This is a genomic window from Sphingopyxis jiangsuensis, assembly GCF_016734905.1.
Taxonomy (GTDB): Bacteria; Pseudomonadota; Alphaproteobacteria; order Sphingomonadales; family Sphingomonadaceae; genus Sphingopyxis; species Sphingopyxis jiangsuensis.
The window spans coordinates 281175-305679 of record NZ_JAERPO010000002.1 but is presented as its reverse complement, the minus strand read 5'-3'; the positions used below and the strand labels follow the sequence as shown (position 1 = coordinate 305679).

General features: G+C 66.7%; 21 protein-coding genes. 18 read left to right on the top strand and 3 right to left on the bottom strand.

Annotated features, from left to right (window positions below; translation table 11 throughout):
- The first annotated feature begins 10 nt into the window (after nucleotides 1–10).
- The 10 genes from eda to JI743_RS08135 all read left to right on the top strand — a co-directional run bounded on the left by eda (nucleotide 11) and on the right by JI743_RS08135 (nucleotide 12235).
- Nucleotides 11–631: a bifunctional 4-hydroxy-2-oxoglutarate aldolase/2-dehydro-3-deoxy-phosphogluconate aldolase gene (gene eda, locus JI743_RS08180; RefSeq protein ID WP_201927777.1), complete on the top strand. Its 621-nt coding sequence runs from the start codon at nucleotides 11–13 to the stop codon at nucleotides 629–631.
- Between the two features lie 174 nt (nucleotides 632–805).
- Nucleotides 806–2395: an HAD-IB family hydrolase gene (locus tag JI743_RS08175; RefSeq protein ID WP_201927775.1), complete on the top strand. Its 1590-nt coding sequence runs from the start codon at nucleotides 806–808 to the stop codon at nucleotides 2393–2395.
- Between the two features lie 123 nt (nucleotides 2396–2518).
- The gene (locus JI743_RS08170; protein WP_201927773.1) at nucleotides 2519–4858 is read left to right on the top strand and encodes a glycerol-3-phosphate 1-O-acyltransferase; all 2340 of its coding nucleotides are present in this window, start codon (nucleotides 2519–2521) and stop codon (nucleotides 4856–4858) included.
- A 123-nt stretch (nucleotides 4859–4981) separates the two neighbouring features.
- On the top strand, nucleotides 4982–6550 hold the full coding sequence (locus JI743_RS08165) for a WS/DGAT/MGAT family O-acyltransferase (protein WP_201927771.1): 1569 nt from the start codon (nucleotides 4982–4984) through the stop codon (nucleotides 6548–6550).
- A 171-nt stretch (nucleotides 6551–6721) separates the two neighbouring features.
- Nucleotides 6722–8170 (top strand): DUF3336 domain-containing protein, encoded by a 1449-nt coding sequence (locus tag JI743_RS08160; RefSeq protein ID WP_201927769.1) that lies wholly within the window; start codon nucleotides 6722–6724, stop codon nucleotides 8168–8170.
- Nucleotides 8167–9012, top strand: coding sequence for an alpha/beta hydrolase (locus JI743_RS08155; RefSeq protein ID WP_201927767.1), 846 nt, complete (start codon nucleotides 8167–8169; stop codon nucleotides 9010–9012). Before JI743_RS08160 ends, JI743_RS08155 begins: the two co-directional genes overlap by 4 nt.
- Before the next feature lie 144 nt (nucleotides 9013–9156).
- Nucleotides 9157–10092 carry an alpha/beta fold hydrolase gene (locus JI743_RS08150; protein WP_201927766.1) on the top strand — a complete coding sequence of 312 codons (936 nt, stop codon included), beginning with the start codon at nucleotides 9157–9159 and terminating at the stop codon, nucleotides 10090–10092.
- 165 nt (nucleotides 10093–10257) lie between these two features.
- Complete coding sequence (locus JI743_RS08145) at nucleotides 10258–11259, top strand: NAD(P)H-dependent glycerol-3-phosphate dehydrogenase (RefSeq protein WP_201927764.1); 1002 nt, start codon at nucleotides 10258–10260, stop codon at nucleotides 11257–11259.
- 114 nt (nucleotides 11260–11373) lie between these two features.
- The gene (locus tag JI743_RS08140) at nucleotides 11374–11709 is read left to right on the top strand and encodes a hypothetical protein (protein ID WP_201927762.1); all 336 of its coding nucleotides are present in this window, start codon (nucleotides 11374–11376) and stop codon (nucleotides 11707–11709) included.
- A gap of 289 nt (nucleotides 11710–11998) precedes the next feature.
- Nucleotides 11999–12235: a cold-shock protein gene (locus JI743_RS08135; protein ID WP_201927760.1), complete on the top strand. Its 237-nt coding sequence runs from the start codon at nucleotides 11999–12001 to the stop codon at nucleotides 12233–12235.
- 350 nt (nucleotides 12236–12585) lie between these two features.
- Here the strand turns inward: JI743_RS08135 and JI743_RS08130 are convergent, their stop codons facing one another.
- Nucleotides 12586–13308: a NepR family anti-sigma factor gene (locus JI743_RS08130; RefSeq protein ID WP_201927758.1), complete on the bottom strand. Its 723-nt coding sequence runs from the start codon at nucleotides 13306–13308 to the stop codon at nucleotides 12586–12588.
- Nucleotides 13305–13793: an RNA polymerase sigma factor gene (locus tag JI743_RS08125; RefSeq protein WP_201927756.1), complete on the bottom strand. Its 489-nt coding sequence runs from the start codon at nucleotides 13791–13793 to the stop codon at nucleotides 13305–13307. The genes JI743_RS08130 and JI743_RS08125 overlap by 4 nt, the downstream gene beginning before the upstream one ends.
- Before the next feature lie 124 nt (nucleotides 13794–13917).
- Between JI743_RS08125 and JI743_RS08120 the strand changes: the two genes are divergently transcribed.
- From JI743_RS08120 to JI743_RS08110, 3 genes are all read left to right on the top strand, one after another.
- Nucleotides 13918–15183, top strand: coding sequence for a S8 family serine peptidase (locus JI743_RS08120; protein WP_201927754.1), 1266 nt, complete (start codon nucleotides 13918–13920; stop codon nucleotides 15181–15183).
- Between the two features lie 238 nt (nucleotides 15184–15421).
- Nucleotides 15422–16270 (top strand): hypothetical protein, encoded by an 849-nt coding sequence (locus JI743_RS08115; RefSeq protein WP_201927752.1) that lies wholly within the window; start codon nucleotides 15422–15424, stop codon nucleotides 16268–16270.
- Between the two features lie 302 nt (nucleotides 16271–16572).
- Entirely contained in the window at nucleotides 16573–17454 is an 882-nt protein-coding gene (locus tag JI743_RS08110) for an OmpA family protein (RefSeq protein ID WP_201927750.1), read from the top strand.
- 70 nt (nucleotides 17455–17524) lie between these two features.
- Here JI743_RS08110 and JI743_RS08105 read toward each other — a convergent pair whose 3' ends face one another.
- Nucleotides 17525–18076, bottom strand: coding sequence for a TlpA family protein disulfide reductase (locus JI743_RS08105; protein ID WP_236659831.1), 552 nt, complete (start codon nucleotides 18074–18076; stop codon nucleotides 17525–17527).
- Nucleotides 18077–18146: 70 nt separating this feature from the next.
- Here JI743_RS08105 and argH point away from each other — a divergent pair, with 70 nt between their 5' ends.
- The 5 genes from argH (at nucleotide 18147) to JI743_RS08080 (ending at nucleotide 24041) form a co-directional block, all read left to right on the top strand.
- The gene (argH, locus tag JI743_RS08100) at nucleotides 18147–19523 is read left to right on the top strand and encodes an argininosuccinate lyase (protein ID WP_201928713.1); all 1377 of its coding nucleotides are present in this window, start codon (nucleotides 18147–18149) and stop codon (nucleotides 19521–19523) included.
- Entirely contained in the window at nucleotides 19523–19774 is a 252-nt protein-coding gene (locus JI743_RS08095; RefSeq protein ID WP_201927748.1) for a hypothetical protein, read from the top strand. The genes argH and JI743_RS08095 overlap by 1 nt, the downstream gene beginning before the upstream one ends.
- Before the next feature lie 123 nt (nucleotides 19775–19897).
- Complete coding sequence (gene lysA, locus JI743_RS08090; RefSeq protein ID WP_201927747.1) at nucleotides 19898–21157, top strand: diaminopimelate decarboxylase; 1260 nt, start codon at nucleotides 19898–19900, stop codon at nucleotides 21155–21157.
- A gap of 89 nt (nucleotides 21158–21246) precedes the next feature.
- Nucleotides 21247–22032, top strand: a complete 786-nt coding sequence (locus tag JI743_RS08085) for a precorrin-2 dehydrogenase/sirohydrochlorin ferrochelatase family protein (protein ID WP_201927746.1) — start codon at nucleotides 21247–21249, stop codon at nucleotides 22030–22032.
- 170 nt (nucleotides 22033–22202) lie between these two features.
- On the top strand, nucleotides 22203–24041 hold the full coding sequence (locus tag JI743_RS08080; protein WP_201927745.1) for a gamma-glutamyltransferase family protein: 1839 nt from the start codon (nucleotides 22203–22205) through the stop codon (nucleotides 24039–24041).
- Nucleotides 24042–24505: the final 464 nt, after the last annotated feature.

The window sequence follows — 24505 nt, the reverse complement described above, 5'->3', positions numbered from 1 at the left end:
GAAGTTATTGATGACCGACAAAAGTATCGACCAGATCATGCGCCTCGCGCCCGTTATCCCGGTGATTGTCATCGACCGGGTCGAGGACGCGGTGCCGATGGCCGAGGCGCTCGTCGCGGGCGGCCTGCCCGTGCTCGAAGTCACGCTGCGCACCCCGGCGGCGCTCGACGCGCTGACCGCGATGAAGGCAGTGAAGGGCGCGGTCGTCGGCGCGGGCACCGTGCTCGATCCTGCGATGCTCGCCGCCGCGATCCATGCAGGGGCCGAGTTCATCGTCTCGCCCGGCCTCACCGACAATCTCGGCAAGGCGGCAGTGGCAAGCGGCATTCCCTTCCTTCCCGGCATCGCCAATGCAGGCGACATCATGCGCGGGATGGACCTCGGGCTCGACCGCTTCAAATTCTTCCCCGCAGCGACCAGCGGCGGCATTCCGGCGCTGAAGGCGCTTGCGGGCCCATTCGGCCAGGCGCGCTTCTGCCCCACCGGCGGCATTACCCCCGCGACAGCTCCCGAATGGCTCGCGCTGGGCGCCGTACTCTGCGTCGGCGGCAGCTGGGTCGTCCCGTCGGGGCCGCTCGACCCGGCAAAGATCGAGGCGCTGGCACGCGAAGCGGCGGGCCTCGCATCCTGACCCTCGCCCCGCATAGGCGGGGGCCGGTGTCGGCCTTCTCCTCCGTCGCCCAGTAAACCGGCAGCGGCCTCCGCCTGCGCGGGGGGCGGCGAATCGGGCGCCATTGATTAACCCCATCTTACCTGCCATCGTGCAGGGATAAGCGGCATTTGAAGCCGCTGGTGGGGAGGGTGCGTGCCAAGACCGCAGCCGCATTTGAAGGAAGTGCTCGCGTCGGAACCCGGCGCGCATATCGCCGCGCTGTTCGATTTCGACGGGACGATCATCGCCGGCTATTCGGCAACCGCGATGCTGCGCGAGAAGTTCGAGCGGCGCGAGATGTCGGTCGAGGAAATCGCCGAAACCGCGCAGGTGATCGCGCAGCATAGCCTGGGAGCGATCGGCTTTTCGGGGCTGATGACCGCCGCCGCCAAATTCATGAAGGGTGTCGACGAACAGAGCTTCATCGATTTCGGCGAGGAGCTCTACAAAAAGCACATCGCCCGCAAGATCTATCCCGAAACGCGCGCGATTATCGAGGCGCACCGGGCGAAGGGTCACCGCGTTGCGATCATTTCGTCGGCGACGATTTACCAGATCGAACCGACGGCGCGCGACCTTGGCATCACCGACATCAAATGCTCATCCTATGAAATCGAGGATGGCGTGTTCACCGGCGAAATCATCCGCCCCTTGTGCTTCGGTGAGGGCAAGGTGCTCGCGGCCGAGGAGCTTGCCGACGAATATGGGCTCGATCTCGACCAGAGCTATTTCTATTCGGACAGTGACGACGACATCGAACTGCTCGAACGCGTCGGCAAGCCGCGGCCGCTCAACCCCAATCTGAAACTGAAGGCCATTGCCGACGAACGCGGCTGGCCGGTGCAGCGTTTCGCGAGCCGCGGCACGCCAAGCTGGGTCGACTATACGCGCACTATCTATGCGACCGGATCGCTCGTGGGCGCCTTTGCGGCGGGCCTGCCAATTTGGGCGCTCACGCGTTCGCAGCGCGAAGCAGTCAACTTCTCGATGGGATTGTTCGGCGATTTCGCGACCGCGATCACCGGCGTCGAGCTGGAGGTCGAGGACGAGCGCCACCTCTGGTCGTCGCGTCCGTGCGTCTTCATCTTCAACCACCAGAGCAAGGCGGACGTGATGATCCTCGCCAAGCTCATCCGCCGCGACATGGGCGGGGTGGGGAAGAAGGAGATCAAGAATATCCCCATCCTCGGCAAGCTGATGGAATGGGGAGGCACCGTCTTCGTCGATCGCGCCGACGGCAAGAGCGCGATCAAGGCGATGGAGCCGCTCGTCGATGCGATTCGGCAGGAAGGCAAGTCGATCTGCATCGCCCCCGAAGGGACGCGCAGCCTGACGCCGAAGCTCGAACCCTTCAAAAAAGGCGCCTTTCACCTCGCGATGCAGGCGGGCGTCCCCATCGTCCCGATCGTCATTCACAATGCGACCGACGTCGCGCCGAAGAACGAGTTCGTGATGCGCCCCGCGACGGTGCGCGTCACCGTGCTGCCGCCGGTCGACACGTCGGGGTGGAGCGCAAGGACGATCAACGCGCATGTCCGCGACGTGCGGAACATGTTCCTCCGTACCTTGGGCCAGCCCGAAGAGCGCGCGGTGGAATCGGTAGCGAAGGAACCAGCGGCCAAGGCCGCGGCTCCCAAGGAAAGGACAGAAAGGCCGAATACCCAGAAGGCGGCGACCAAAAGCCGCGCCAAGAAAAAGGCGCCCGCTAAAAAGACCTCCCCGCGAAAGGGAAGGGCGGCTTAAAGCATGACCTACCTCGTCATTGCGAGCGAAGCGAAGCAATCTCCAGCTAGCAATCTTGCGAGTTCGATGGCTGGAGATCGCCGCGTCGCTACGCTCCTCGCGATGACGGAAAAGGTGTAAGCCGTGGCCGAAGGCGCGCCTCGCACCCCCGTCACGGCGGAGCAGGCGGCCGACCGGCTCTATATCATCGACGCGCGCAACGGCGTCGAACGGCGCATCCTGCTCGACTGGATCCACGCCACTTGCGACGATGGCAAGCCCGCATGGACCAGCCTCGACATCGAGGATGGCGACCATGCGCTGCCGGTCGAAATGCTCCAGGCGCGGCTCGACGGCGCGCCATCGCGCGAGGTCGTGCCGCTGCGCGTCGCGTGGCGCATCCCCGGCTTTGACCGCGACCGCGCGCTCAAATTCCGCCACCTGATCTTCGGTGATCCGCGCCATCCGGGCGCGTTGCGCGCGCGCCTCATCCTGCTGCGCGACCGGCGCCGCGCGCAGATATTGGTGGGCAAGGGGGCGACGCTCGCAGCGCTGCGCGAACGCTATTGTCGACAGACCGGCGGCGGTGCGGGTGCGGGCGCCGACAGCCCCGAATTCGCGGGCTTCGTTGCGCGGCAGGCGGGGCTCGCGCTCGACGCCGCCGAACGCGGGGTGCGCGGCAGCCGTTACAAGGTGCCGCGCTTCGTCGCCGATGGCCTGCGCACCAGCCCGGCCTTTCGCGCCGCGCTCGCCGATCTGTCGGCAGAGATCGGGCGGTCGGCGAACGACCTCTACCGCGAGGCGCGGCCGCTGATGAAGGAGGTGATCGCGCGGCCGTCGGCGCTGTTCCTCGATCTGCGCGCCCGGCTCGATCGCATGATGTTCGGCGGCTATGCGCCCGCGATGGAGATCGACGCCGTCGAACTTGCGCGGTTGCGCGCCGTTTTGCGCGAGCATCCGACGGCGATCCTCTTCACGCACAAAACCTATATCGACGGCGCGACGCCGAGTCGCCTTGCCTATGAAAACGACCTGCCGATGCTCCACAGCTTTGGCGGTGCCAATCTCGATTTCGCGATCATGGGCGGCTTTTTCCGGCGATCGGGGATGATCTTCATCCGTCGCAGCTTTCAGGACCAGCCGGTCTACAAGCTGGTGCTGCGCCACTATATCGCGTGGCTCCTTGCCAAGCGCTTCCCGCTCTCCTGGGCGTTCGAGGGCACCCGCTCGCGGCTCGGCAAGCTGATGCCGCCCAAATATGGCCTGATGAAATATGTGCTCGACGCCGCGCATGCGACGGGGACGCGCGGCGTGCATTTCGTGCCCTTTGTCACCAGCTTCGACCTCATTCGCGACGTCGAGGAATATGCCGCCGAACAGACAGGCCGCAACAAGAAGCCCGAAAGCCTCAGCTGGTTCCTGGGCTATATGAAAAGCCTGAAGGAGCCGTCGGGGCGCATCCGTCTCGACATCGGCGAACCCATTGTGATCGACGAGGCGCCCGGGCCCGACGACCGGCGCGCGCTCGAAAAGATCGCCTTTGCGGTCGCGGTCGAGGCGAACCGCGTCACCCCGCTCACCGTGACCTCGGTCATGTGCCTGATCCTGCTCGGCCTCGCGCCGCGCGGGGCGACCTCGGCCGAGCTGCTCGCCGCCATCGCGACGCTCACCGACTGGGCGCGGGCGCGCGGTATCCGCCTCAGCCGCGAGCTCGAGACGGGCGATCAGGCCGCGCTCTCGGCCACCGTCGACACGCTCGTCGCCAGCGGACTGCTCACGCGTTACGAAGCGGGCAGCGCGAATATCTATTCGATCGACCCCGACAAGCACCCGATGGCGAGTTATTACCGCAACATCATCGCGCATCATTTCCTCGACCGCGCGATGATCGAGCTTGCCTTGTTCGAACTGCGCGATGCCGAGGGTGGCGATTTCAACGCCGCCTTCTGGGCCCGCATCGACCGGCTGCGCGATCTGTTCAAATTCGAATTCTTCTATCCCCCGCGCGATGAGCATCGCGTCGCACTCGAGGCCGAGCTTGAACGGATCGATCCCGTCTGGGACCGCCGTCTCGCGAGCGGCGCGAGCGGTGCCGCGGCGCTCATTCGCCGCTGTCAGCCCGTAGTCGGCCACGCGGTGCTGCTTCCCTTTGCCGAGGCCTATTCGGTCGTCGCCGAGCTGCTCGCCCGCGCCCAGCCGGGGGAGGATGTCGATGCGAAGGCGTTGCTCGACGCGGCGCTCGTCGAGGGAAGACAGGCCTATCTGCTCCGCCGGATCAGCAGCGAGGCGGCGATCGGCAAGCTGCTCTTTGAAAACGGCCTGTCGCTGATGCGCCACATGGGCCTCGCCGACACCGCCACTCCCGAAGGGCTGGTGGCGCGCCGCGCGCTGCTCGCCGAACTGCGCGGGCTTGCAAATATGATGGAACGGATGCGCCTGACGACGGCGGCGCTCGCGGACAAGGTGGCGGGGGTCGACCAATGAGCGCGCCCCGCCCTACATGGTCATCCCGGCGAAGGCCGGATTCTCGACCTCGATATATAACGCACCGGCGAGATCCCGGCCTTCGCCGGGATGACGGCAGATTTGATTTCAGAGGAACCTGACATGCTCAAACAGCTCAGCGCCCAGGACGCCCAGTTCCTCTATACGCAGACGGCGAACAATCTGACGCACATCATGGGCGTCTATATCTATGACCCGTCGACGGCGCCGGGCGGCTTCGTGCGGTTCAAGGACATCATCGCGCACGTCGAAAGCCGCGTCGATACCTCGCCATTGTTCAAACGGCGGCTTCACCGGCTGCCCTTCGACCTCGACCATCCCTATTGGGTCGAGGACGAGCATTTCGACATCGAGGCGCATATGAGTCACGCGCGCCTGCCCGAGCCCGGCGACTGGCGCCAATTCTGCATCGCGGTCGCGCGCCATTTTTCGAAACCGATGGATATGAACCGGCCGCTTTGGGACATCTACGTCATCGAAGGGCTCGACCGCATTCCGGGCATCCCCAAGGGCAGCTTCGCGATGCTCCACCGTGTCCACCACGCCGCGGTCGATGGCGCATCGGGTGCGCATGCTTTCATCGCGATGAGCGACATCGATCCCAGGGGGACGCCGGTGATCGCCGATCCGCCGCCGCCCGAAGACCTCGGACGTGCACCGTCGAGCGCCGAGACTGTGACGCGCGCATGGGGCGCCTCGCTGCAATCGCCGGTCAAGTTCATGAACGCGCTAATGAAGATTTCGCCTGCAATCGTCTCGGCGGCGCGCAAGTCGATGGCCGATGGCGGCATGACCGCGGGCGTCCCCGAAACACGCTTCAACGTCGCGGTCGGCCCGCACAAGATGTTCGACGGCACCTCGGTGGCGCTCGCCGATGTAGCCGAAGTGCGCAAGAAGGTGCCCGGCGCAACGGTAAACGATGTGGTCCTGACCACGGTCGGCGGCGCGCTGCGCAAATATCTCGCGAAGCACAAGGAATTGCCGAAAGAAAGCCTCGTCGCGGTCGCGCCGATCAACCTGCGCGGAAAGGGCGGCAAGGCGTCGACCCCCGGCAATCAGGTATCGGCGATGAGCGTTCCCGTGCGCACCGACATTGCCGATCCGCTCGAACGGCTCGCCGCGATCCGCGACTATACGGTAGAGGCCAAGGAAGCGAAGGCCGGCGTCAGCGCGCGGATCATGACCGACCTGTCGCAGCATATTCCCGGCGCGACGATGGCCGCGGTCGCGCGGCTGCTCACCAGCGAGCGGTTCGCGGTGCGCGGCACCAATCTCTTCATCTCCAACGTCCCCGGCGCGCAGGTTCCGCTCTATCTCGCGGGCGCGAAGCTTGTGATGCAGCACGGCATGGCGCCGCTCGCAAACAATATGGGCCTGTTCGTCGCGACCCCCAGCTATAACGGTCGCATCGCCTTTTCGATCATCTGCGAACGGCAGATCATGCCCGACATCGCCTTTTTCCGCGAATGTATCGACGACAGCTTCGCCGAACTGATGAAAGCGACGCCGAAACCCGAAAAGGCAAAAGCCGCTGCGGCAAAACCGAAAGGAGCGCCCAAAGCGGCGCGGGAATCCAAGACTGTTTCCAAACCGGGCGCCAAGCCAAAGGCAAAGCCGAAACCGGCGGCGAAGGGAGGCAAGAACCCCGCCTCTTCGTCATCCCGGACTTGATCCGGCATCCATGACGCAGGCGCTGTTATGGGTCCTGGATCAAGCCTGTCCTGAGCCTGTCGAAGGGTCCGGGAAGACGGCAGTGGGGAAGGTCGATGTCAAAATAGTTGCCAAAGGCAACGCAACCCGCAAGACTCGGAAAAACAGACCATGCTCTCGCAGGATTACCGAATGATATTTGCCCCGACGCTCAGCGCCGACGCCGAGCTTGCCAAGGCGACCGACTATGCGGCGTGGGCGAAAGCCGCGCGCGAGCACGACCGGAAATCGGGAATGCAGGCGTGGCGCGATGCCGACGAAAGCAAGCATTTCGACTTTCGCGCGATCCGCGCCCGCCTCCAGAAATTGCGCAAACTATCGGCTGCGAACGATGTGAAGGGCCTGCTCTTTGTCCTCAACGAAGGCATCCACGGCAATGTCGACGGCATGGGGCACGAACGCCTTTATCAAAAGGCGCGCTTCGGCACGAAAAAGCTCATCGAGGCCTATGTCGCCGAAGTCGTGTCGGCGCTCGACGCCATCGCTGCCTCGCGCGCCATCCCGCGCGCCGAGAAGCGCGACTTCTTCCGCCGCGCCCAGCATTGCTACGGCCGTTCGGCGCTGCTGCTGTCGGGGTCGGGCAGCTACCTCTTCTTCCACGTCGGCGTCGTCCATGCGCTCTGGTCCGAAGGCGTGCTGCCGAACATCCTCGCCGGATCGAGTGGCGGGTCGATCGTCGCGGCGATGGTCTGCACGCGCAAGGATGCCGACGTCGGCGCTTTCCTCGCCAGCGACCGCCTCGCCAATCCCGACCGCGATCCCGAACAGCGGCGCCTCGCGTCCGAAGAGGTGCGCGCACGCCTCGCCGCGCTGATCCCCGACCTGACCTTTCAGGAGGCCTACGAGCTGAGCGGACGGCACCTCAACGTCTCGGTCGCGCCCGCGCAAAAGCATCAGAACGGCCGCCTGTTGAACGCGATCACCGCGCCCAATGTGCTGATCCGCGAGGCGGTGCTCGCATCCTGCGCGGTTCCCGGCGTCTTTCCGCCGGTCATGCTGATGGCGCGCGACGATAGCGGCGCGCGCATTCCCTACCAGCCCGACCGGCGCTGGGTCGACGGGTCGGTGACGCACGACATTCCGACCAAGCGGCTCGAACGTCTGTACGGCGTCAACCACCATATCGTCAGCCAGGCGAACCCGCTCGCGCTGCCCTTCGCGACCGACACGCGCAAGCAGATGGCGCCGATCGAGGCGATCCAGCACGCGTCGATGGCGACCTTCAAGGCATGGCTCAACGCCAATATGGTGATTTTCCAGAAGCCGCTCGAAATGGTGCCGCCGCTCAACAGCCTCGCCAATCTCGCGCGCTCGGTGATCAACCAGGAATATACCGGCGATATCAACATCATCCGGCCCGCCAAATATTGGTCGCCGACCAAGATCTTGTCGGACCTTGCACAGGACGACATCGACGAGCTGATCGACACCGGCAAGCGCACCGCCTGGCCCAAGATCGAGATGGTGCGTACGCAGACCGCGATCAGCCGCGCGCTCGACGCAATCCTGGCAAAGATTGACAAGGGCGGCGACGACGGCCCCGGCCATCGCAGCGCGGCGCTCAAAAAGGCGGTGCGTTGACCGCCGCATCGGTCATCCTGCCCGCGGATTCGGCCGCGGCGGGCGCGAGACTGCACGTCACCCGCTGGCTACCCGCGGCGCCGCCCAAGGCCATCGTCCTCCTCGCGCACGGCTATGCCGAACATGCCGGGCGCTACGGCCATGTCGCCGCGCGGCTCAACGAAGCGGGCTATGCCGTCTATGCCGTCGATCATTGGGGGCACGGCCGATCCGACGGAACGCCCGGTTTCGTCCCGCGCTTCTCGGCCTATCTCGACGGGATGCGCGAGCTTCTGACGCTCGTCGAGGTCAATCATCCGGGCACCCCGCGCCTGCTTCTCGGTCACAGCATGGGCGGATTGATCGCGACCTTGTTGCTGATCGAGCGGCAGGACGCCTTCGCCGCCGCCGCGCTCTCCGGCCCCGCCATCCTTCCCGCCGAGCCGCCGTCGCGCTTCACCGTCTGGATCAGCCGCTTCCTGTCGCGCGTCTTTCCGCGCCTCGGCGTGCTGGCGCTCGACGCGAACGGCGTCAGCCGCGACCCCGCCGTCGTCGCCGCCTACCGCGCCGACCCGCTCGTTTATACGGGCAAGATCGGCGCGCGCTTGGGTCAGGAGTTCATGGATGCGATGGCTGCGGCCCGGGCGGGCGCGCCGCGGATCGCGCTGCCGATCCTGCTCCAGCACGGCGCCGACGACCGGCTTACCGCGCCCGAAGGCTCGCGCTTCCTGTTCGACCATGTCGCGTCGGCGGACAAGAGGCTCAAACTCTACCCCGACCTTTATCACGAGATTTTCAACGAGCCCGAACAGGCCGCGGTGCTCGGCGAACTGGTCGCATGGTTCGACGCGCATGTGCAATAGGCCCCTCACCTTCAGGAGAGGGGTTTGGGGTGGGGTCGTGCGGGGTAGCGCAAGGCCGATTGGCCCACCCCGCTGCGACTGGCGGGCGACAGCCCGCAAGTCTCGCAACCCCTCCCCTGAAGGGGAGGGGATGAAAGGATCGCTATGAAACTCCTCCTCATCCTCATCGCCGCGCCGCTGATCGCGCTCGCCATCCTCTATTTCGCCTTCCCCGAACGGCTCGTTGCGCTGATGCGGTCGCTGGTGCGCCGCCGCGGGCGGCTCGTGCAAAAAAGCGTCACCGTCGACGGTCGCAACTGGCCCTATCTGGAGGGCGGCGACCCGTCAAAGCCCGCGCTGGTGATGGTTCACGGCTTTGGCGGCGACAAGGACAATTGGACCTTCTACGCTGCGGGGCTGACGCGCGACTATCGGCTGATCGCGCCCGACCTTCCCGGCTTTGGCGAAAATGACCGCGACCCGGCGCTGCCCTATGACATCGAAAGCCAGTCGGCGCGGCTCAAGGGCTTTCTCGATGCACTCGGGCTCGACCGCCCGCACCTTGGCGGCAACAGCATGGGCGGCTGGATCGCGCTGCGTTTTGCGCTCGACTATCCCGGCCGTCTGCGCACCTTGACGCTGCTCAACAATGCCGGCGTGACGGGCGCGAACGAAAGCGAGTTGCAGAAGCTTTCTGCCGACCGGGACTTTAACCCGCTGGTCATCGCGAATCTGGAAGATGCCGACCGGCTTGTCGCCTTTGTCGTGCACAAGCCCGTCTATGTCCCGTCGCGCCTCAAGCCCGTCGTCTATGGCGACGCGCTCAAATATCGCGATCTGCTCGACCGGATATTCTGGGTGATCGCCGACGAGATGGAGGCAAAGCCGCTCGACGACCGGCTCGGCGAGGTGAAGGTGCCGACGCTGATCATCTGGGGCCGCCACGACAAGCTCATCGACGTCAGCTGCGTCGCGACGCTCGAAAACGGCATCGCGAACAGCCGCAGCCATGTCTTCGACCATGTCGCGCACGTCCCGATGATCGAGGCCCCGAAAGCGACCGCCGAGGTCCAGCGCGCGTTCCTGGCGGAGCATCCTTAGCGGGACGCCGTTCATCGTTAAATCGTCATCCCGGCGAAGGCCGGGATCTCGCCCTTGCGTAGAGCTGCACCGGCGAGATCCCGGTCTTCGCCGGGATGACGAGTGAGTGGCGCTTGCCAACCCCCCAATCCCGCGCCACTCTCCCCTCAAAACAGGGAGAGGGACATGCGCCTCAACGTGGGCCTGCTCGGCGGGGGAAGCTGGGGAACGACCGTCGCGGCGCTGGTGTCGCGCAACGCGCCGATCACGCTGTGGGCGCGCGACGCCGAAACGGTCGATGCGATCAACCGCGACCATGAGAACCGCAAATATCTCTCGGGCATCAAATTGCCCCCTGCGCTCCGTGCCACCGGCGACATTGGTCAGGCGGTGGCGGGGGCCGACGTGCTCGTCATGGGCGTGCCCTCGCACAGCTTTCGCGGCGTTCTGGAGGAAGCGCGCGCGCATCTGCGCCCGTGGGTCCCGGTGATCAGCCTGACCAAGGGGCTCGAACTCGCGTCGGGCAAACGCATGACCGAACTGATCGAAGAGGTGCTGCCCGGCCACCCCGTCGGCGTTCTCACCGGACCCAATCTGGCGCGCGAGATCATGAGCGGGCAGGCGGCGGCGAGCGTGCTGTCGATGGAGGACGAAATCGTCGTCCGCGCGCTCCAGCCCTTGTTCCACTCGGGGCTGTTCCGCGTTTACACCAACACCGACCTTCTGGGCTGTGAACTCGGCGGCGTGCTCAAGAATATCGTCGCGATCGCGGTGGGCATGGGCGACGGGCTGGGGGCAGGGGACAATACACGCGCCGCGCTCATCACGCGCGGCCTGTCCGAAATCACGCGGCTCGGCGTGGCGATGGGCGGGCGGCCGGAAACTTTTGCCGGGCTCACCGGCATGGGCGATCTGATCGCGACCTGCACCAGCCCCTTGTCGCGCAACCGCCATGTCGGTGTCGAACTCGGCAAGGGACGGCACATCGACGCGATCATCGCCGACATGCACATGGTGGCAGAGGGCGTCAAAAGCGCCCCGACGGTGATGGCGCTCGCCGACCGTTACGGCCTCGACATGCCGATCGCGCGCGACGTGTTCGACGTGACGCAGGGAAAACGCAGCGCGCTCGACGTGTTTCGCGGCCTCCTGCGCTCGTCGGTCGGCGACGAAGCGCACCCCGGATAGGCGCGTCGGCACGCGATTCCACCGCGAGCCGTGAAAAATCGGCGGTGGGACGGGAATAAATCGGCCGCCTCCTTCGTTGCTCTCCTGACCACAGGGTCCACAAGGAGAATGACGATGAAAACATGGACGACTTTGGCCGCAATCCTGGCTGTTCCCGCGGGTGTTGCCGCCGCGGCGGTCCCCTATCATGCGATGCCGGCTGGCTTCGAGCGCCCCGAAATCCGCTCGGTCCCCATCGCCGGGATCAAGAACCAATATTGGTTCAACTATCAGGCCGACATCCTCGAAGCCGAAAAGGAACTGGTGAGCGACCTGCGCCGCGCGACCGACCGCGAGGACCGCTGGGACGCGTGGGACGAATGGGCGAACGAGATCGTCGATGCCGACAAGGACTATGTGAAGGAAATGCGCAAGAAAGGCTATCGCGCCGGCCGCGTCACGGTCGGCTGATCGCCGCACCCATCCCCCCGCCTCGCCGGGGTCACGGGAGGGCGGGCGCAGCGATGCGCCCGCCCTTTTTCGTGGGTGTTCGCGCCGCCGCGAAGGCAGACGGAGCGCGTTCAACCGATGGCCGCGGGGGTTGTAACTTGCTTCTGCCGTGGCCATCTACGGTCCAGCTACCAGTCGCAATCGACGGTCCCGAGGGCCATTTTCATCCCTCCCTTCTTTCTTTTTCGTCTCTTAGCCCGCGATAAGCGGTCGATGATGATTGCTCGCGCCCGAAAGAAGGAACATTCTCATGACATATTATGGCAAGATTCAGAGCTACGACACCGGCAAGGGTGCGGGAACCATCACCCCCGACAAGGGCGGCGACAACCTCGCGTTCGTCAAGGCCGATCTGCAGCAGGAAGCCGCCGAACCCAAGGTCGGCCAGCACTTTGGATATGAGACCCGCCAGGTCAGCGGTGGCAAGGCGCAGGCGGTAAAGCTCCAACAGTCACAGGGCCAGCCGACTGAAAAGCAGCAGGGCTGATCGAATATCGGCCGGGAGTCCGTCGACCCAGACGCTCCCGGCCGATCGTCCCGTCTCGCCATATTGCCAAGGAAAGAGTCGATGGATCTCAACGAACTACTAGGCGCCCATCAACTCGAATTGATGAAAGCGAGCGCATCCTGCGACGCCTCGACCCGCGAGGGTCATTTCACTCGGGTCGCATTTTATGCCAACCGTATCCAGAAATTGAGAGATTCCTACCATATGCGCAGCCCGATCATGCGGCCCGTATTGCAGGAAACCCTGATCTGCGAACTATATGCTGGAGATTCCGCGTCAGATCGCCAGACCGACACATTGGAATGCTGGAAAAGCGAAGGCGTAGCCCTCTATTCTCCCCGCCCGCGCTTCCACCCTGCATCACGCGCCGCCCGTTCGCCTTCGGCGTCCAGCGGTTCCCCCGCCATCATCGCGGCGGCTGCGGCAGCGAGCGACGCCGACGACGCCTGGCGATAGTCGGTCGCCTGCGATCCGCGCAGCGTCTGTTCGAGTGTCCAGCCTTCGCCCTCGCGGCACGCGATGCCGTCGACCGCCGCGCTTTCGAAGCTGCGGCAATAGCGCCCGTCCTGCGCGCGGAAGCTGAGGCCGATCCGTGTTGCCGCGTCTGCCGGCTGGTTCGACGCGAGCTGCGTGTCGAGCGCGTTGGCAAGCGGCCCCGATGCGACGAGCGCGCCGCTTTCGACCGCGACCGGGCTTGCCGGTCCCCACGGCTGCATGCCGACGGTCAGCCCAAGCACCAGCGCGGCGGCCATCGCGCCCCACTGCATCGCGCCCCATTGCCCGCCAAAGCGCGCTTGCCGCGCCGCGCGGCGCTCGGCGAGGCTCGTGTCGACCGCCGCTTCGGCCCGAAGCAGCTGCGTCAACCGGTCGGGCAGCGGCTCGTCGAGCACCGGCGCGAAATGCGACCGCAGCCGGTCCTTCAATTCCCGCTGGCGCCTTATCTCCGCCGCGAGCGCCGCGTCGTTCGCTGCCTCGCGTTCGATGCGGCGCGCGGTCAGATCGTCGAGTTCGCCATCGACAAAGGCGGCGATGGTCGCAGGATCGTGGGTCATGCCGCTTCTCCCAGTATATGCATCAATGTCTCGCGCCCGCGCGCGAGACGCGAGGTGACGGTACCGATCGGCACGTCGAGGATTTCGGCGGCTTCGCGATACGCATAGCCTTCGACGAGGACGAGCATCACCACCTCGCGCTGCTCGTCGGGCAGGCGCGCCATCGCGCTGTCGACGTCACCCGCGAGCGCACCCGCCTCGACCTCGGCGGCGCCGTCGCCCGCGACCTGCGTCACGGCATCGTCGATCGGGTCGTGCTGCCCGCGGCGTCCTGCCGCGCGGCGGTCGTCGATCCAGAGGTTTCGGGTGATGCGGTACATCCAGCTATCCAGTCTCGTTCCTTGTTGCCACTGTTCGCGCGATTTCAGCGCGCGTTCGATCGCCGCTTGGCAGAGGTCGTCGGCATCGCTGGCATCGCGCGTCAGCCCGCGCGCAAAGCGGCGGAGGCGCGGCAGCAATTCGACCAGTTCCTCTTCAAAGCGCATGATCGCCTTTTCGATTGTTTGTGGATGAAACGACGCCCTTCTATCGTTTCTTCCGCATCATGCTAAATTTTTTGCGCGCGCGCCGTTCAGCGCGGTGCAACGGACGGACGGTTAAGGACGGTCGATGGCCAGTTGGAAAAGCCTTGTCGCACTCGCTGCGCTCGCCATCACGGCGGCGGGCTTCGGCGCGTCGGCGCAGATCGGCCTGCCAAGCGTCCAGATCCCCGACGCCGCGCGCAACCTGCCGCCGCTGCCCGATGTGGTGGGCGAGCCGCTAATCGCGGTGGGCGAGCGGCTCGACCGGCTGCGGCTCGACCGGATCACGACGCTGCTGCGTGCCCACCCCGACCGGGTCGAGCTCGACCGCAACGACCAGCCGGCGGTACGCGGCGTCCTTGTCGCGACCGGGGTCGACGCCGCAATGGCGGCGCGCGTGGCGGCCGAAGGCTTTGCCATGATCGACCGCGAGCGCGTCGACGGTCTCGACATGGAAATCCTCCGCTTTCGCGTCCCCGATGGCCAAAGCCTCGCGCGCGCGCAGAAACGGCTGCAAAAGCTGCTTCCGGGCGCCGCGGTCGACGCCGACCATCTCTATTTCACCAGCGGCCCCGGCGGCGCGCTCCCCGCAACGGCGCTTGCCAGCGGAACGGCGGGCTCCGGCGCGCTCGGGCTGATCGACGGCGGCGTTGCCGCGCATCCCTCGGTTGCGGGGCGTGTCGAGCAGCGCGGCTTCGCAAATGGCGCGCCGAGCGCCAGCCGCCACGGCACTGCCGTCGCCTCGCTCCTCGTCGGCAGCGGCAGCGTGCGCGGCGCGGCTTCGGGCGGGCGGTTGCTTGCCGCCGACGTCTATGGCCGCGACCCCGCGGGCGGCAACGCCACCGCCATCGCGCGCGCGCTCGGCTGGCTCGCCGAAAACAAGGTCCCGGTGACGACGATCAGCCTTGTCGGCCCCGACAACCGGCTGCTCGGCGTCGCGGTATCGCGCGCGCAGGGGCGCGGGATGCTGATCGTCGCGGCGGTTGGCAACGATGGCCCCGCCGCGCCGCCCGCCTATCCCGCCGCCTACAAGGGTGTGCTCGCGGTGACCGGTGTCGATGCCAAGGGCAGGGTGCTGCCCGAGGCGGGGCGCGGCGCGCATGTCGCGTTCGCCGCGCCCGGCGACGGCGTGCTTGCGGCGACCGCTGCCGACGCGACCGACCGCCTGCGCGGAACGTCGTTCGCCGCGCCGCTCGTCGCGGGGCGTCTCGCACGCCATTATCGCAGCCCCTCGATCCCCGCGATCGAGCCCGCGGTGCGCGCCCTGATGGCCGAGGCGCGCGATCTCGGCAAAAAGGGACGCGACAAAATCTACGGCCACGGCCTGATTTGCGCCGATTGCGCCGGGCGCTGACAACCCGCCCGTCTTTTTCGCCGTCATTGCGAGGAGCGTAGCGACGACGCAATCTCCAGCGATCGTTGGTGCACCCGCGAGAGCCGGAGATTGCTTCCCCCGGCTGCCGCCGGGCTCGCAATGACGCCTTACCAATTCGACCGGAAAAAATTTTCATCGTCCGGGGAAGAAAGCCCGGAGCGCCATCGTTCTCCTCCCAAGCCCACCCCTCCGGGCTGAAAATCGAAGGAGAAGACTGATGGCTAACCGTAATCTCATTCCCGCCGCCGCGCTGATGGCGTCGGCGCTCGCATTCGCAATGCCCGCTTCGGCGCAGTTGCTTGGTGGCAGCGGCGGCCTCGGCGGCAATCTCGGCAGCACCATCGGCGGCACGCTCGGCAATCCGACCGGGCCGATCGGCGGCACCATCGGGACCGCGGGTGACGTCACCGGCTCGGGTCGCGGCGATGCCAAGGTCGACCGCCGCTCGGGCCGTGTCCAAGGCAGCGGCGGCGCCGATGCGCGCGGCAGCGGTTCGACCGATGCGTCGGGCGACCTGCTCGGCAGCACGCTCGGCGGCAGCGCTTCGGGCTCGGGCAATGCCTCGGGTCAGGGCAGCCTCGACGCCCAGCTCATCGGCACCGATCAGGTCGGGCAGACGGCGCGCGGCGCGGTCGGCACCGCCAAAGGCGCGGCAGCCACGGCGACCGGAACGGCGCGCGGCGCCGCGGGTCAGGCCGTCGGAACCGCCAGCGGCGCGGCCTCGAACGTGTCGGGCAGCGCGAACGGCGCGGCCTCGGGCGCGGGGGCCTTTCAGGGCAGCCTCGGCCAGCTCGCCGCCCAGGGTAGCGGCGCGGCCAGCGGCGAAGGCATGTTCGCCATTGCCCCCGGAATGCCCGTCACCGATCCGCGCGGCAAGGTCATCGGCCATGTCCAGTCGCTCCGCCAGACCGGCCGCGGTGTCGTCGAGGCGGTGACCGTCGAGGTCGGCGACCGCGTCGCGACGCTTCCTGCGGCAAGTTTCGCGGGATCGGGCGACGTCCTCGTCAGCGGCATGACCAAGGGTCAGCTGAAGGACGCCGCCAAGGAACAGGAAAATGCCGACTAACCCGAAGAAAGGGGCACCGGCGCCCGCGACCCTTCGATAGCGCCGGTTGATACTGGGCGGGCCCGCTGCGGCCCGCCCATTTTTTCTGGACGAGAGCCCGATCGACGCGCGAAAACCATCCGAAACGCGCCGCCACACCGATGGAAATGCAAAAAATAATGCTTGTGGGTCACGGCTTTACCGGCGCATCCCATGCCGACCGGTCTTCCCCGCGCAACTATCGCCTGTCCCGCGAGTATTCATGTGCCAGATGGGGACACGCGGCCGCGTGGGCCTGTCTGCGCAGTTTGAAGGAGTAGGCTATGGGTGCCGTTTCGAATAATCAAAGACTGACACTGCTGCTCGCGATGCTCGCGGTGCCGCTGACGGGCAGCATTGCCGCGCGGGCGCAGGATGCGTCCGAGGATGACGTGATGGCCACGGTCTATGCCGCGCGCGTCCCGGCGCTTGCCGGCCTCGCCGAAGGACCGAAGATCGACGGCATCATTTCGGCGCGTCAGGGCAACCGGATGCAGGTCACGACGACCGACGGCACCAGCACGACGATTGCGATCAGCGAAGAAACCAAGATCAAGGCAAAGGGCGGCTTCCTGGGCCTGAACAGCAGCAAGGTGGCGGCCAATTCGCTGCTCAACGGCCTGCCGGTTGCCGTCGAAACACGCCAGTGGGAAGGCGGCCTCGTCGCGAGCGAAGTCGATCTGAAGAGCAAGGATCTTCGCACCGCGTCGATGATCCATGTCGGCACCGACCAGCGCTTTGCCGAACAGACCGCGGCAACCGACGCGCTGCGCGCCCGCGTCGGCGACATCGACCAGTATAATGTCAAGAGCACCACCGACGTCCATTTCGACGTCGGCAAGGCCGTGCTGTCGGAACAGGCAAAGGCCGATCTGTGCGCAACCGCCTCTGCCGCCGCCGCGACGGATAACGCGCTGCTGCTCGTCGTCGGCTACACCGATTCGACGGGCAGCCAGGAATTCAACCAGGTGCTCAGCGAAAAGCGCGCCGGCCGCGTGGTCAACCATCTGCAGCAGGCCTGCGGCTGGAAACCCTATCGCATGCTGACGCCGACCGGCATGGCCGAAGCCGATCCGGCGGCGAGCAACGACACGCCCGAAGGCAAGGCGCAGAACCGCCGCGTTGCGGTCAACGTCCTCGTCAGCAAGAGCGTCGACGGCCTCTAACTGCGGAAGGGCGCTGCCCGACCGAAACCGACATGGCGGGAAGCGCAAATCCGGGCGCTTCCCGCCATTGTCATTTCTGCGCTGGCTGGGTCTCAGCCAGCAGCGCCGTCGCCTCGTCGCCCTGCCAGTCGAGTGCGCCGACGACGCGCCACACTTCCTTGCCCGCCGCGTCATAAAGCACTGTCGTCGGCAGCGCGGCGTTATAGGCGTCGAGCAGACCATTCTCGGGATCGAGATAGGGTTGCAGCGTCTTGAGCCCCGCCTTCTGGAACCAGGGATCGACCACCTTGGCGCCTTGCAGATCCTGCGCGACCGCGATTACGGCCAAATCCTTGCGCGCGGCGGCCAGCGCGTCGAGCGTAGGCATTTCGGCGACGCACGGCGCACACCATGTCGCCCAAAGATTGACGAGCAGCGGGCGTCCGCGAAACTGCGCCAGCGTCACCGGCGCATCGTCGGGGCCGCGAAACGAGGCCGCTGGGGCGGGCTCGCCGCGATGCGTGCGGTCGACCTGATGCTCAAAGGAGCCGATCGCTTTATCGTGCGACAGATTTGCTTGCGCGCCAGCCGCTTGCCCGTCGGCCTGCTTTTCCCTATCGCAGCCCGCGATCGATCCGGCCATCAGCAGGGCCAGGACGACAAGACAAGGGCGCGGGACGCGGTGGATGACCAATTCTCCGGACAGTAACAGCATGTGGGGCGGCCGCTTCGGTGGCGGACCCGCTGCAATCATGCAAGAGATTAACGCCTCGATTCCCGTCGACAAGCGGTTGTGGGAAGAGGATATCGCCGCCAGCCGCGCCCACGCTGCGATGCTCGGCGCCTGCGGGATCATCGGTGCCGAGGATGCCGTCCAGATCGACCGCGGCCTCGCGCAGATTGCCGACGAATTTGCGAAGGACGGCGTTCCCGTCGATCTCGCGCTCGAAGACATCCACATGACCGTCGAATCGCGGCTCAAGGAACTGGTCGGCGAACCGGCCGGTCGGCTCCACACAGCGCGCTCGCGCAACGATCAGGTCGCGACCGATTTCCGTTTGTGGACGCGCACCGCGTGCGACCGCATCGATGCGGGGCTCAAGGCGCTTCAGGCGGCGCTGCTCGCGCGCGCCGAAGAGCATGCGGACAGCATCATGCCCGGCTTCACGCACCTTCAGGTCGCGCAGCCCGTGACGCTCGGCCATCACCTGCTCGCCTATGTCGAAATGGCGCGCCGCGACCGCGGCCGTTTTGCCGATGCGCGCCGCCGTCTCAACGAATCGCCGCTCGGCGCCGCCGCGCTCGCGGGGACCGGCTTTGCGATCGACCGCAACGCGACCGCCGCCGCGCTCGGCTTCGACCGCCCGATGGCGAACAGCATCGACGCCGTGTCCGACCGCGACTTCGCGCTCGAATTTTGCGCCGCCGCGTCGATCGCCGCGATCCACCTGTCGCGCCTTGCCGAGGAAATCGTCATCTGGGCAAGCCAGCCCTTCGGTTTCGTCAGCCTGCCCGACGCCTGGTCGACCGGCAGCTCGATCATGCCGCAAAAGCGCAATCCCGATGCCGCCGAACTGGTGCGCGGGCGTGCGGGACTGCTCCTCGGCGCATTCCAGCGGTTGGCGGTGATCGTGAAGGGGCTGCCGCTCACCTATTCGAAGGATTTGCAGGACGACAAGGAGACGCTGTTCGGCGCCTTCGATGCGCTCGCGCTGTCGCTCGCTGCGATGACGGGCATGGTCGAAACCCTGGCTTTCCGTACCGACCGGATGCGCGCGCTCGCCGCGTCGGGTTATTCGACCGCAACCGATCTTGCCGACTGGCTGGTGCGTGAAGCCGGCGTGCCGTTCCGCGAGGCGCATCATGTCGTCGGCGCCTGCGTCAAGCGCGCCGAAGAGCTGGGCGTCGAGCTGTCGGCGCTGCCCGCATCCGACGCCGCGGCAATCCATGCGGCGGTGAGCCCCGAAGCGCTCGCCGCGCTGACGGTCGAGGCGTCGGTCGCGAGCCGCACAAGCTATGGCGGCACCGCGCCCGAGCGGGTAAGGGAAGCGATCGCCGCGGCGCGCGCCGCGCTGGAAGGACAGGATTGATGGCGAACCACCGCTCCATCATCACGATATTTGCCGCCGCCGCATTGCTCGGCGCATGCGGCGCAAAGGAAGATCTGAAACCGCCGGCAGGTGAACCCGGCCCGGCAGTCCCCCTGGGCGCGACCCGCGCCCCGACGACGGAGGAGCTCACGACGCCTGACGCGCAGGCCCGGCCCGCGCGCAGCGACGAACTTCTCAAACGCTCCGAACGCCGCGAACCCGACGAATTTGATCTGCCCCCTCCGGGCTGATCGCACCCAGCTTCAATCAGTCCGTTCGTGTCGAGCGTAGTCGAAACACCCATTGAAATCATGTGCCCGAAGGGCATCTCGACTTCGCTCCGTGCGAACGGTTCAGAATAACAGGATCTGACTGTGGACCATTTCCAATATCGTGACGGCATCCTTCACGTCGAAGACATCCCGTTGCCGCGCATTGCCGAAGAAGTCGGCACTCCCGTTTATGTCTATTCGCGCGCGACGCTCGAACGCCATGCCCAGACATTCCGGGACGGGCTCAAGGACGTTCCGAAGAAGCATCTTGCCTTCGCGATCAAGTGCAACCCCAACCTCGGCGTGCTACGCGTGCTGGCGCGGCAGGGCTATGGCGCCGACGTCGTGTCGGGGGGCGAGCTCGAACGCGCGCTCGCCGCGGGCATGGCGGCCGAGGACATCGTCTTTTCGGGCGTCGGCAAGACGCGCGCCGAACTCGCGCTCGGCCTCGATCGCGGCATCGGCCAGTTCAATATCGAGCATGAACCCGAAGGCATCGCGCTTGCGGAAATCGCCGTCCAGAAAGAGATGACCGCGCGCGCCGTGCTTCGCGTCAACCCCGACGTCGATGCGGGCACCCACGCCAAGATTTCGACGGGCAAGGCCGACAACAAGTTCGGCGTCGGGATCGACGTCGCGCCAGAAATCTTCGGTCGCCTCGCGGGGCTTCCGGGGTTGCAGCTTCGCGGCGTGGCGCTCCATATCGGCAGCCAGCTCACCAGCCTCGCCCCGCTCGAGGCGGCGTTCGAGCGCGTCGGGCGCCTCGTCGCCGACCTGCGCGCCGCCGGACACAGCATCACCCATGTCGATCTCGGCGGCGGCCTCGGCGTTCGGTACCGCGAAGGGGACAATCCCCCGACCCCCGCCGAATATGGCGCGATGGTCGCGCGCGTGACAAAGGATTGGGATGTCACGCTGATGTTCGAACCCGGCCGCGTCATCGCGGGCAATACCGGCGTTCTTTTGACCGAGGTGCTGTGGGTCAAGCCCGGTGCGACCAACCCCTTCGTCGTCGTCGACGCCGCAATGAACGATCTCACCCGTCCCGCGCTTTATGACGCGCACCATGATTTCGACGCCGTCAAGCGCAGCGGCGACACGATGACCGCGTCGATCGTCGGCCCGGTGTGCGAAACGGGCGACACCTTTGCCCGGGACCGCGAGATCGACACGGTCGCCCCCGGCGACCTTGCGGTGTTTCGGACCGCCGGCGCCTATGGCGCAACGATGGCGTCGACCTACAACAGCCGCAGCCTCGTCCCCGAAGTACTCGTCGATGGCGACCGCTACGCCATCGTTGCCGACCGCATCGCGGCGAAAACCATCATGGCGGCCGAGCGCGTGCCCGACTGGCTCGATTGATACAGCGCGGTTGCGTGAATAGGCGGCGACGCTATCTTTTCTTCGTCATGCCGGATTAAGTCCGGCATGACGATAAAAAGGGCAAATTCATGCACCAACTCCCCATCTTCCTGAACCTGACCGGCCGCAGCGTCGTGCTGGTCGGGGAGGGGGAGGCGGCGGACGCCAAGGCGCGGCTGATCGAGCGGGCAGGCGGGCGCGTCGTGTCCGCGTGGGAACAAGGCGCAACCATCGCCTTTGTCGCGCTCGACGACGAAACCGAAGCGCGCGCCGCCGCCGAGCGGCTGCGCGCCCACGGCCTGCTCGTCAATGTCGTCGACCGGCCCGCGCTGTGCGATTTCACTACGCCCGCGATCGTCGACCGTGCTCCCGTGACCATCGCGGTCGGTACTGGCGGCGCATCGGCGGGGCTTGCGAAGGCGGTGCGCCAGCGGATCGAGGCGCTGCTCCCTTCGCGGCTCGGCGCGCTGGCACAGGCGCTCCACGCCGCGCGCGCCGCGATGAAGGCGCGCTGGCCCGACGCCGCGAGCCGCCGCCGCGCGATCGACGCCGCGCTCGCCCCCGGCGGCGCGCTCGACCCGCTGGACGATAGGGCAGCGGAGCGCATCGACGACTGGCTCGCCGCCCCCGCCGAAGTTGGCGCATCCTCGCGCCTCGAAACCGTCCGCCTCGCCGGCCCCGACCCAGACGAGCTCACCCTGCGCGCCGCACGCCTGTTGGGGGAGGCCGACCATATCTTCCACACCCCCGCCGTCCCCGCCGCGATCCTCGACCGCGCGCGCGCCGACGCGGTGCGGCAGGTGACCGATGCGCGCCCCGAAGCGCCTCCGCCGGGGCTGGTGCTGTGGGTCACCCTCGGCGGGGAAGGCTCATAATTCCAGCAATCGTCATCCCGGACTTGATCCGGGATCCAGGCGACGCCGCGTGACAGATCCCGGATCAAGTCCGGGATGACGACCGTTCAAACGCACCGCCCCCAATCTCCCGCTTGCCAACCCCGCCCCACGGCGCAAAGGTTGCGCAACAGCATCTCAAGGGGAACCCCATGCGCCGTCGCACGCTTCTCGCCGCCGTTCCTGCCGCGCTCCTGCCCGCCGCCGCGTCGGCGCAGGCGCCCGCCGCCAAGCCCGCGCCCAAATCGCCGCCGAAGCTGCCGCCCCGCTGGGAGGCGGGCGCCGACCGCTTTGTCCGCCCCGACGTCCACAGCGGCGACCGGCCCGTCGGCGCCAGCTTTGCGTCGCGCACCGCGGTCTATGGCCTCAGCGGCGCGGTCGGCACCGCGCACCCGCTCGCGACGCAGGCGGGGATCGACATGTTGCGCCGTGGCGGCTCGGCGGTCGATGCCGCGATTGCGACCAACGCCTGCCTCGGCTTGCTCGAGCCCACCGCGAACGGGATCGGCGGCGACGCCTATGCAATGATCTGGGACCCCAAGGTCAAGAAGCTCGTCGGCCTCGCCGGGTCGGGCAAAAGCCCGCGCGCGCTCGACCTCGCGACGGTGCGTTCGCGTGCCAGGAACGGCGTGCTGCCGCCCTATGGCGCGGTGACCGTGTCGGTCCCCGGCACGGTCGATGCGTGGTGGGCGATGCACCAGCGCTATGGCAAGCTGCCGTGGAAGGAACTGTTCGATCCCGTCATCGAACATGCAGAGGCGGGCGCGCCCGTCCCCGACCTGATCGCTTATTATATGCGCCGCAGCCTCGCCAATTTCCGCGCCCCCGGCCGCGGGATCGAAGAGGTCGACAATGCGCTCCGCACCTATGGCATGGCCGATGGTCAGGGGCCGCGGGCGGGGCAGGTGTTCCGCAACCCCGACCTCGCGCGTACCTTTCGCCTGATCGCGGAGGGCGGGCGCGACGTCTTTTACGACGGAGAGATTGCGGCGACGATCGACGCCTATTTCCGCCGCATCGGCGGCTGGCTGCGGCGTGAGGACCTCGCCGCGCACCGCGCCGAGTGGATCGAGCCGCACCGTATCAGCTATCGCGGCACCGACGTCTATGCCCTCGGCGCGAACACGCAGGGGATTGCGACGCTGCAGATGCTGGGCATCCTCGAACAGTTCGACTTGCAGGGCGCGGGGTTCCAGTCGGCGCTGTCGATCCACCTGCAGGCAGAGGCAAAGCGCCTCGCGTACGAGGATCGCTCGCGTTACTACGCCGACCCGCATTTCGCCGACGTGCCCGTCGAATGGCTGATTTCCAAGGATTATGCGGCCCAGCGCGCCAAGCTGATCCGCCCCGACCGCCTGCTCACCCCCGTCTATCCGGGGCAGGCGCCGAGCCGTGGCGACACCACCTATTTCAGCTGCGCCGACAAGGACGGGATGATGGTGTCGATGATCCAGTCGAACTTCCGCGGCATGGGGTCGGGGCTCGTCGCCGATGGGCTGGGCTTCATGTTCCAGGATCGCGGGCAGTTGTTCAGCCTGGCTGACGGCCACCCCAACATCTACGCCCCCGGCAAGCGCCCGTTCCAGACGATCATCCCCGGCTTTGCGGCGCGGGGCGACACGCCGTGGCTCAGCTTTGGCGTGATGGGCGGCGACATGCAGCCGCAGGGGCAGGCGCAGATCGTCGTGGGCAGCCTCGACTACGGCCTCGACATTCAGGCGGCGGGCGATTCGCCGCGCTGGCATCACGAAGGATCGTCGCAATCGATGGGGGAGGATGCGCCGGGGCTCGGCCCGACGGGGCTGCTCCGCCTCGAAAGCGGCGTCCCCGCCGCAACGCGCGCCGCGCTCGCCGAAATGGGCTGGACGATCGGCGATCCCGACGGCGGCTTCGGCCGCTATCAATGCGTCGAACAGCGGATGGACGGCGACACCCGCGTCTACGCCGCCGCCAGCGAAATGCGCGCCGACGGCTGCGCGCTGGCGTATTGAGGGGGCCTAACTCTTCGTCACCCCGGACTTGATCCGGGGTCCATTGATTTAGCGCCGCGCAAGAGGATGTTGGATCGGCGCTGCGCTCGTGTCGAGTTCGGCCCGATACTCGTTAATCAGCCGCTGGCTCAAGAAAATCTCCCCGCCACCTAATGCTGCCGCACATCATTATGCGCCACCTCTTCGCGTCGTTGGCTTGGGGCGAGGTCTGATGCTCCGCGCGCTTCGCACTTCCTCCCGAAAAACCGCTTTCCTACATTATCCCGCCATGCCACCCTCGGTCCATGGCTCCCCATCCGCTCTCCCGTCTGCGGCGGCTGCAATCGCGGCTGCGGCGTGCTCCGCTCGCACGATCGACACCGACGGTCCGCGAACCGCAGAATAATGCAATCGCGAGTGAAGTTGCGCAGTTTTCCGCCATTTCGCGCCTTGCACCTTCCGGCGCGCGATGACGGGTCGTGGCT

Coding starts and splice junctions, on each gene's coding strand:
- JI743_RS08145 (WP_201927764.1), top strand. CDS start 10,258: ATGCGCCTCAACGTGGGCCTGCTCGGCGGGGGAAGCTGGGGAACGACC.
- JI743_RS08150 (WP_201927766.1), top strand. CDS start 9,157: ATGAAACTCCTCCTCATCCTCATCGCCGCGCCGCTGATCGCGCTCGCC.
- JI743_RS08080 (WP_201927745.1), top strand. CDS start 22,203: ATGCGCCGTCGCACGCTTCTCGCCGCCGTTCCTGCCGCGCTCCTGCCC.
- JI743_RS08085 (WP_201927746.1), top strand. CDS start 21,247: ATGCACCAACTCCCCATCTTCCTGAACCTGACCGGCCGCAGCGTCGTG.
- JI743_RS08120 (WP_201927754.1), top strand. CDS start 13,918: ATGGCCAGTTGGAAAAGCCTTGTCGCACTCGCTGCGCTCGCCATCACG.
- JI743_RS08135 (WP_201927760.1), top strand. CDS start 11,999: ATGACATATTATGGCAAGATTCAGAGCTACGACACCGGCAAGGGTGCG.
- JI743_RS08130 (WP_201927758.1), bottom strand. CDS start 13,308: ATGACCCACGATCCTGCGACCATCGCCGCCTTTGTCGATGGCGAACTC.
- JI743_RS08140 (WP_201927762.1), top strand. CDS start 11,374: ATGAAAACATGGACGACTTTGGCCGCAATCCTGGCTGTTCCCGCGGGT.
- JI743_RS08115 (WP_201927752.1), top strand. CDS start 15,422: ATGGCTAACCGTAATCTCATTCCCGCCGCCGCGCTGATGGCGTCGGCG.
- argH (WP_201928713.1), top strand. CDS start 18,147: ATGTGGGGCGGCCGCTTCGGTGGCGGACCCGCTGCAATCATGCAAGAG.
- eda (WP_201927777.1), top strand. CDS start 11: ATGACCGACAAAAGTATCGACCAGATCATGCGCCTCGCGCCCGTTATC.
- JI743_RS08160 (WP_201927769.1), top strand. CDS start 6,722: ATGATATTTGCCCCGACGCTCAGCGCCGACGCCGAGCTTGCCAAGGCG.
- JI743_RS08110 (WP_201927750.1), top strand. CDS start 16,573: ATGGGTGCCGTTTCGAATAATCAAAGACTGACACTGCTGCTCGCGATG.
- JI743_RS08165 (WP_201927771.1), top strand. CDS start 4,982: ATGCTCAAACAGCTCAGCGCCCAGGACGCCCAGTTCCTCTATACGCAG.
- JI743_RS08125 (WP_201927756.1), bottom strand. CDS start 13,793: ATGCGCTTTGAAGAGGAACTGGTCGAATTGCTGCCGCGCCTCCGCCGC.
- JI743_RS08105 (WP_236659831.1), bottom strand. CDS start 18,076: ATGGCCGGATCGATCGCGGGCTGCGATAGGGAAAAGCAGGCCGACGGG.
- JI743_RS08095 (WP_201927748.1), top strand. CDS start 19,523: ATGGCGAACCACCGCTCCATCATCACGATATTTGCCGCCGCCGCATTG.